At 64.8% G+C, this 7,962-nt stretch carries 7 protein-coding genes and 2 tRNA genes; 4 read left to right on the top strand and 5 right to left on the bottom strand.

Translation table 11 applies throughout. From position 1 onward, the window contains the following. Positions 1-15 precede the first annotated feature (15 nt). Positions 16-101, top strand: a tRNA-Ser gene (locus tag AC2VOP_RS00250). A gap of 97 nt (positions 102-198) precedes the next feature. Beyond that, the gene (gene lucA, locus AC2VOP_RS00245; protein ID WP_486959097.1) at positions 199-1,014 is read left to right on the top strand and encodes a lipid uptake coordinator LucA; all 816 of its coding nucleotides are present in this window, start codon (positions 199-201) and stop codon (positions 1,012-1,014) included. Positions 1,015-1,030: 16 nt separating this feature from the next. Here lucA and AC2VOP_RS00240 read toward each other — a convergent pair whose 3' ends face one another. Genes AC2VOP_RS00240 through AC2VOP_RS00230 form a run of 3 tightly spaced genes read right to left on the bottom strand, consistent with a single transcriptional unit; the run spans position 1,031 to position 4,951 of the window. Beyond that, a complete protein-coding gene (locus tag AC2VOP_RS00240; protein WP_486959096.1) occupies positions 1,031-1,543 on the bottom strand; it encodes a DUF5078 domain-containing protein in 513 nt (170 codons plus the stop codon). 59 nt (positions 1,544-1,602) lie between these two features. Continuing rightward, complete coding sequence (locus tag AC2VOP_RS00235) at positions 1,603-4,503, bottom strand: MMPL/RND family transporter (protein ID WP_486959095.1); 2,901 nt, start codon at positions 4,501-4,503, stop codon at positions 1,603-1,605. 25 nt (positions 4,504-4,528) lie between these two features. Further along, positions 4,529-4,951, bottom strand: coding sequence for an MmpS family transport accessory protein (locus tag AC2VOP_RS00230; protein WP_486959099.1), 423 nt, complete (start codon positions 4,949-4,951; stop codon positions 4,529-4,531). 210 nt (positions 4,952-5,161) lie between these two features. Between AC2VOP_RS00230 and AC2VOP_RS00225 the strand changes: the two genes are divergently transcribed. Then, positions 5,162-5,827: a TetR family transcriptional regulator gene (locus AC2VOP_RS00225; RefSeq protein WP_486959094.1), complete on the top strand. Its 666-nt coding sequence runs from the start codon at positions 5,162-5,164 to the stop codon at positions 5,825-5,827. Positions 5,828-5,904: 77 nt separating this feature from the next. Here AC2VOP_RS00225 and AC2VOP_RS00220 read toward each other — a convergent pair whose 3' ends face one another. Beyond that, positions 5,905-7,293, bottom strand: a complete 1,389-nt coding sequence (locus AC2VOP_RS00220; RefSeq protein WP_486959093.1) for a PE-PPE domain-containing protein — start codon at positions 7,291-7,293, stop codon at positions 5,905-5,907. Between AC2VOP_RS00220 and AC2VOP_RS00215 the strand changes: the two genes are divergently transcribed. Continuing rightward, positions 7,184-7,843 (top strand): Rv3717 family N-acetylmuramoyl-L-alanine amidase, encoded by a 660-nt coding sequence (locus AC2VOP_RS00215; RefSeq protein WP_486959098.1) that lies wholly within the window; start codon positions 7,184-7,186, stop codon positions 7,841-7,843. The two genes, AC2VOP_RS00220 and AC2VOP_RS00215, sit on opposite strands and share 110 nt — an antisense overlap. A 23-nt stretch (positions 7,844-7,866) precedes the next feature. Here AC2VOP_RS00215 and AC2VOP_RS00210 read toward each other — a convergent pair. Then, positions 7,867-7,955 (bottom strand) — tRNA-Ser (locus tag AC2VOP_RS00210). Between the last annotated feature and the right edge of the window lie 7 nt (positions 7,956-7,962).

Raw genomic sequence — 7,962 nt, 5'->3', positions numbered from 1 at the left:
GCTACCATGACCGACGGAGGATTCGCCTAGTGGCCTATGGCGCTCGCCTGGAACGCGGGTTGGGTTAACAGCCCTCGCGGGTTCAAATCCCGCATCCTCCGCACTCGATCCGAGGTGCGACCGGACTGAAGAAACTGAGGTCCGGGCGCCCTTGGGCAAGCATGCACTCACGAGCATGAGGACGAACAGAGGAGAGGTATGGGGCGCAGGGTCGCCGTGATCTGGCACGCGTCGTTCTCGGTCATCGCCGCCGGCCTGTACTTCTTTTTCGTGCTACCGCGGTGGTGGGAACTGACCGGCTTCACCTCGCACACGCTGGGGACCGTGCTGCGGACCGTCGCGGCGGCGCTGATCGCCTTGGCTGCGCTGCCGGTGGTGTTCACGCTGCTGCGCACGCGCAAGCCGGAGTACGCAGTGCCGCAGCTGGCGCTGCGAATGCGGTTCTGGTCGATCGTGGCCCACGTGCTGGCGGGGGTGCTGATCGCCGGCACCGCCATCAGCGAGATCTGGTTCAGCCTGGACCGCGCCGGGCAGTGGCTGTTCGGGGTCTACGGCGCAGCCGCGGCCGTTGCGCTGCTCGGAATCGGCGCGTTCTACCTGTCGTTCGTCGCCGAGCTGCCGCCGCCCCCGCCGAAGCCGAAGAAACCCAAGCGGCGCTGGCGCTTCCGCAAGAAGGGCAAGGGCGCGCAGGGCGCTGAAGAAGCACCCGAAGAAGCCGGTGAAGTCATCGAGGCAGCGCAGTCGAAGACACCGGAGGCCACCCAGGCCACCGAGGCCACCGAAACCACCGAGGCCACCGAGGCCACTGAAACCACTGAAACCACTGAAACCGAGGTTGCCCAGACCGAGACGATGGCCACCGAGGAGGCCGCAGATGTAACCCAGGAGGTTCAGGCAGCCGAGACCGATGCGACCGGCACGGAGCCCGACACCTCAGACGCGGCCGGTACGGAACTGGTGCACGCCGCGGGCCGGCACAGAATGCCGTCCGGCAAACGCCGGCGGCGGAAATAGGGTCGCCTAGGCTGAGTTAGGGATGTCCGGGTTGGGGCCCGGGTTCGTTGCTCCACACGTAGGGATTCGGGTGCCAATCCCATACCGATTGATCATCGGGGGGGTATTGCGAGCACGCCTCGGTCGACTTGGCGACCACGCCCTTGTTGTTGAAGAAGATCTTGGCGTGGTTGGGCCAAGAGGTCGTGAGGTCATCGGCGAAGTTCGTCGCCAACTGCTCGGAGTAATTCCGGCGCTGCACCGGGTCCAGCGAGAAGAACCAGTGCATCTGGTCTCGGGTGGCCTGCTGAACCGCGGGCGAGTGGTTGTTGTAGTCGATCATGTACCGCTCGTAGTAGACCGGCGACAGGTCGCGGCTGGCGGCCAGCATCTGCTCGGCGTTGCACTCGGTGCGGATCACCCGCCGCGGTATCGGAAAGTCGTCGCTCGAGTCGGCGGCAGCGGCTGCGGGGAATACCGCGGCCGCGATGCCGATGGCGGCCGCAACGGCCGCACCACGAAGAAACGGGTTTCGGCTGCGGGTTTGCATGCCACTCACTATAACCATTCGGCAAACCTTTCCCTACCGGACGATATCGGCCTGCTGACTCAGCCCACCGGGCGGGCGAACTCCTCGGCCACCACGCCGCCGGTGTCCGAACCGGACGTGGCGGGTTGTGAGCCGCCAGGCTGCGGGGCGCTGCGTAGCTGCGGGAGAACATTCATCGGCCACCAGAACCACCGGCCCAGAAATGCGGCGATGGACGGCGTCATGAACGCTCGCACGATCAACGTGTCGAACAGCAGCCCCAGACCGATGGTGCTGCCGACCTGCCCGACCACCCGCAGGTCGCTGACCACCATCGATCCCATGGTGAAGGCGAACACCAGGCCGGCGGAGGTCACCACTTTGCCGGTGCCGCCCATCGCGCGGATGATCCCGGTGTTCAGACCGGCGTGGATCTCCTCTTTGAACCGGGAAACCAGCAGCAGGTTGTAGTCCGACCCCACCGCCAGCATGACGATGACCGCCATCGCCAGCACCAGCCAGTGCAGCTGCATGCCGACGATGTGCTGCCACACCAGCACCGACAGGCCGAACGACGCACCCAGCGACAGCGCCACCGTGCCGACGATCACCACTGCGGCGACCAGCGCGCGGGTGATCAGCAACATGATGATGAAAATGAGGCACAGCGCGGCGATTCCGGCGATCGTCAGGTCGTAGCTGGAACCGTCGCGCATGTCTTTGAACACCGCCGCGGTGCCGCCCAGGTAGATCTTGGCGTCCTCCAGCGGTGTGCCCTTGAGCGCCTCCTCGGCCGCAGTCTTGATCTCGTTGATGCGTGCGATGCCCTCGGCCGTTGCGGGGTCGCCGCGGTGCGAGATGATCATCCGGACGGCCTTGCCGTCCGGTGACAGGAACATCTTCAGGCCACGCTTGAAGTCCGGGTTTTCGAACACCTCCGGGGGCAGATAGAACGAGTCGTCGTTCTTGGCCTCGTCGAAAGCCTTGCCCATCGCGGTGGCGTTGTCGCTGAGCTCATCCATCTGGTCGAAAATCCCGGACATGGTGCTGTGCATGGTCAGCATCATGGTCCGCATGGTCTGCATGGTCTGAATCATCGGCGGGAACGTGGTGAGCATCTGCGGCATCAGGGTGTCCAGGTCGCCGAGGTTGACCACGAGCTTGTCCGTGCTCTCGGTCACCTGGTCGATGCTGTCGAAAAGGTCGAAGATGGATCGCCCCGCCCAGCAGATCGGGATGTCGTAGCAGTGCGGCTCCCAGGAGAAGTAGCTGCGGATCGGCCGCAGGAAATCGTCGAAGTCCGCGATGTGGTCCCTGATGTCATGCACCATCAGCGCCAGCTCGGTGGTGTCCAGGACCGTCTTGTGGGTGGTGCCGGCCAGTTGGCTCATCAGGTCGTACATCCGCTGCATGGTCGCGATGGTCTTCGCCATCTCGTCGGCCTGCACCAGCATGTCGTTCATCCGGTCCCGCTGGTATTTCATGGTCTGCAACTGGCCGGCGTTTTGCATGCTGATCTGAAACGGGATCGACGTGTGGTCCAACGGCGTGCCCTGCGGCCGGGTGATCGCCTGCACCCTGGAGATTCCCACCACCCGGAAGATGGCCTTGGCCAACTTGTCGAGCACCAGGAAATTAGCGGGATTGCGCATGTCGTGATCCGTCTCGACCAACAGCATCTCGGGCATCATCCGCGACTGCGAGAAATGCCGATCCGCCGCGGCATACCCCGCGTTGGCCGGGATGTCGTCGGGGATGTACTTCCGGTCGTCGTAGGCGGGCCGGTACCCGGGCAGGGCGAACAAGCCGACCAGCGCGACGGCAAGCGAGGTCAACAGAATAGGCACCGGCCAGCGCACGATCAGCGTGCCCAGTTGCCGCCAGCCCCGGGTGCTCAGTCTGCGCTTTGGGTCGAACAACCCGAAACGGCTGCCGACGGTCAGGACCGCCGGGCCCAACGTCAGGGCGGCGAGTACCGAAACGACCAGGCCGACCGCGCATGGGGCGCCCAAGCTCTGGAAATAGGGCATCCGGGTGAAACTCAGGCAGTATGTCGCCCCGGCGATGGTCAGACCGGAACCGAGGATGACGTGAGCGATGCCGCGGAAGGTGGTGTAGTAGGCGGTCTCTCGGTCCTCACCGGCCTGCCGGGCCTCCTGATACCGGCCGACGAAAAAGATGGCGTAGTCGGTGCCGGCAGCAATCGCCAGGGAGGTCAGCAGGCTGACCGCGAACGTCGTCAGGCCAAACAACTCGTGATGGCCCAGCACGGCGACAACTCCGCGGGCAGCCATCACTTCCATGCCCACCATGCCCAGCACCAGCACCACCACGACGATCGACCGGTAGACCAGCAGCAACATCACGAAGATGACGATGCCGGTGACGATGGTGATCCGGATGATCGACCGGTCGCCGCTGTGGTTCATGTCGCTGATCAGCGCCGCGGCGCCGGTGACATAGACCTTCAGCCCGGGCGGCGGCGGCGTGGCGGCCACCACGTCACGAACCGCCGCGACCGACACGTTCGCCAGAGCCTCGCCCTGGTTGCCCGCCAGGTTCAACTGCACGTACGCCGCTTTGCCGTCGGCGCTCTGTGCACCCACCGCAGTCAGCGGGTCACCCCAGAAATCCTGGACGTGCTGCACATACTTGGTATCTTTGAGTTTGCGGATCAGCGCGTCGTAGTACTTGTGCGCGGCGTCACCGAGGGGTGCATCGCCTTCCAGCACGATCATCGCCATACTGTCCGAATCGGATTCCCCGAACACCTTGCCCATCCGCATCATCGCCCGCATCGACGGCGCGTCTCCCGGGCTCATCGACACCGCGCGCTCTTTGCCGATCTGCTCCAGCGATGGAACGCTGACGCTGAGCACCGCGATCGCCGCCAGCCAGAACAGGATGATCGGCACCGACAGCCGGCGGATGATCCGCGCGATGAACAGCCGGTGATCGGCGGTGTCGTGGGCGGCGCTCATACGCCGCTCTGCTCCGCAAACGCGGTCATGCGGCCTTCACCAGGCAGTAGGTATAGGCGTTGACTTCGTTGGAGATCCGTTCCGCCTTAACCACCCCGTCGACGGTGATACGGCAGCCTATGCTGTTGCTATTGCCCTGCGCCACTATGTTTCCCATCACCGCGGGCAAGGTGGTGACGATCTCCAGCTTCCACGGCAGCTGTGCGCCGTCGACTCGCTGCGGCTCGGAGTTGACGTCGAAATAGCTGATGTCGGCCACGGTTCCGGCCGGGCCGAACACCTCATAGGTCAGCTGTTTGGGGTTGAAGGGCTGAGTGTCGTCGACCTGCCCGTCGGCATACGACGGTCGCTGCTCGGACCCGAAGAAGCCGTGAATCCGCGACACGGTGAAACCGCCGGCCCCGACCACCGCCAGGATCACCAGCGGGATCCACCACCGCCTCAGCACTCGGAAAATCGGCATCCTATCCACCCACCCCTACCCGACGGCGCGCCGCCCGCCAACGAAGTAAATCACGCCGCTGGCCGGAACGGCCGAAATGGTCGGCTCCTCTCCTGGTCTCGAATCGGTGTATAACGCATATGACGTGCGTAAACGCACGCTACCGCAACTCTATCCGCGACCGCAACGCACATGGCGTGCGTTATCCTCGCGTTTGTGAGGCAGCTCGTGTTCCAACGCGCCCGCACCGAGGAGAAGAAGCGGCAGCGGGCGGCAGCGCTGGTGGAAGCCGCCCGCGCGGTCGCGCTGGAAACCGGGGTCGCTTCGGTGACGCTCACCGCGGTCGCCGGCCGCGCCGGGGTGCACTATTCGGCGGTGCGCCGCTACTTCAGCTCGCACAAAGAGGTGCTGCTGCGGCTGGCGGCAGAAGGCTGGCAGCGCTGGTCGGACACGGTCGGTAAGGCGTTGCGCGAACCCGGCCCGATGTCGCCGGCGCGGGTGGCCGAAACGCTGGCCGACGGGCTCGCCGCCGACCCGCTGTTCTGCGACCTGCTGGCCAACCTAGCGCTGCACCTCGAGCACGAAGTCGATCTGGACCGGGTGGTCGAAGTCCGACGGGTCAGCACTGCGGCCGCGCTGGCCTGCGCGGACGCGATCGAGCAGGCACTGCCAAGGCTCGGCCGCAAAGGCGCCCTGGACCTGCTGCTCGCCTCCTACTCGCTGGCCGCCCCGCTATGGCAGTTCGCGCACCCGCCAGAGGGGCTGGCCGACGCCTACGCCGTCGAGCCGGAGCTGCCACCGGACTGGAACCTCGACTTCACCGCCGCGCTGACGCGGCTGCTGACCGCCACCTGTGTCGGCCTAATCGAACAGTCAGCTTGATCGCCGTTGCCGTTCGCCGTGTAGGGAGATGGCGCGCCAGCAGGCCTGAGCGTGCCTGACTCGCTGGCTAGTGCCGTTCAGAGCCCGATACCCGGAAGGCCGAAGTCACCGAGGACGGAGTTGACGGTCTCAACGGTGACGAACAAGTCAATAGCGCCCACAGCTAAGGGCTGCGCGACGGCCTGGTCGGCCGCCAGACCGATCGCAGTGAGCGGGTCATTCAGGTTCTCGACGAATGTGTTGATCACGTTGGCCGGCACCGTGATCCCGAGGGTGATGAGACTCTGCAGCGCAGGCAGCGTCATGCTGCCGACCTGTGAGAGTGCCGAAGTGAAGGCGCTGACGAGATCGGTCGGCGACGACAGCAGATCCGCCGATCCTGATGTCCCGGCGCCGGATATCAGTCCGGCAAACAACGACGACGGATGTGACAACTCGCTGGTGATGTCGTTCAGTGCAGCACTTGCGCCTTGCTCGGTGGCCGGCGCCAGGTTCTTGATCGCGGTCATAACCTGATCAAGGGACGGGAAGATTCCAAACCCGGTAGGCACGTTGGCTTGCCCCACATCCCAGCCCTGGTTGGCGGGGTTGTCGTAGCCGAGGTTGACGATCTGGGTCAGCACCGGTTGCAGCAGATCAGCCAGCGGTTTGCCGACCACCGGGATTCCGGCCACCGGCACCAACAACGGTATGTAGATGTGCGGACTATCGCTCATCGGAATCATGTAGTAGTCGGTGACGCCGTCGTAACCCGGAGTTGTCGGCAGTTTGATCGCGTCATTAAGCTCCGCCGTCGTGAGATCCCGATACGTCGGGTGTACGAACTCTATACCGAGAAGCGCGTTGAGGTCGGAAATAATATTGAGCGGATATTTGGGCAAGTCGGAGAAACCGTCGTATTCCTGGATGTAGATCGAGGTGTCATAGGGTGTGTCCGCCGGGGTGCTCACGTCGAACGTGGTGGTGAAAGCCGGAAAACTGCTGTCGACCCGTGCGCCCCAGCCGCCGTCCGGATTGTCGACATCACCGACCAGCACGAACTTCACGGCGTCGGGACTGACGCCTTCCTGTTGAAGTTCGGTCATCACCTGCGAAGAGATCATCGCGCTCTGGGATTCGCCATAAACTGCCACGGTGTTTCCGGCGTCGACGTTTTGGGTAATGTAGGTGTTCAGCATGTATTGACCCTGCGCTATCGACGTGTCGATGGGCAGGCTTTGGACGCCGGAGTATATCGGCGAGGCCCCCTCCGGCGTGAAAACACCCTCTGGTTGGGCGCCCGGCAAAATCCGTTGGATGTAGAGCTCATTGGCGTCTGCTACGTAGTCATCGGCTAGTTGGGGTATCGGAGTACCGCTGCCGCCCACGATCAAACCCACCAGGTGGTTCGGGGCGTCGACGATAGGCCACAACGGCGCCAATGATTCGTCGATTGCCAGGCAGGTGCCCAACGGCCGGGGCGGCACGAAGCCCTGCCAGACCAGCGGCGCCGCGGCCGGCGACGGCTACGCCGAACACAGCCTCAACTGGGACGTGGTCAACCGGATCCGCGCCTCCCTCGACGATCTGGGGGTGCACACCGAACTGTCCCGGAGCGACGACACCGGGCTGGGTCCGTGCATCGACCAGCGTGCTGCCGCGGCCAACGCCGCGCATCCGAATGCGATCGTCAGCATCCACGCCGACGGTGGCCCGGCCGCGGGCCGGGGATTCCACGTCAACTACTCCAGCCCGCCGCTCAACGACGCCCAGGCCGGCCCGGCCATGCGGTTGGCCGACGCAATCCGCGATGCGATGGTCGCCGCGGGCATTCCCGAGTCCAGCTATCTCGGATCGGACGGGCTCTACGGGCGAGCGGATCTGGCCGGGCTGAACCTGGCCGAATACCCTGCGGTACTGGTCGAACTCGGCAACATGAACAACAGCGACGACGACGCGCAGCTGGAGAGCCCGGACGGCCGCGCCCGCTACGCCGCGGCGGTCACCGACGGGATCGTCAACTTCCTCGGTCGGTAGTGAATCCCCCCGACCGATCACGTTGGCGGTGGCGGAGGGATTTGAACCCTCGGAGGCTGTGAACCTCACACGCTTTCGAGGCGTGCTCCTTAGGCCGCTCGGACACGCCACCGCCGGAC

It is taken from the genome of Mycobacterium sp. TH-M106 (assembly GCF_057473765.1).
This window is presented reverse-complemented; position numbering and strand designations above follow the sequence as displayed.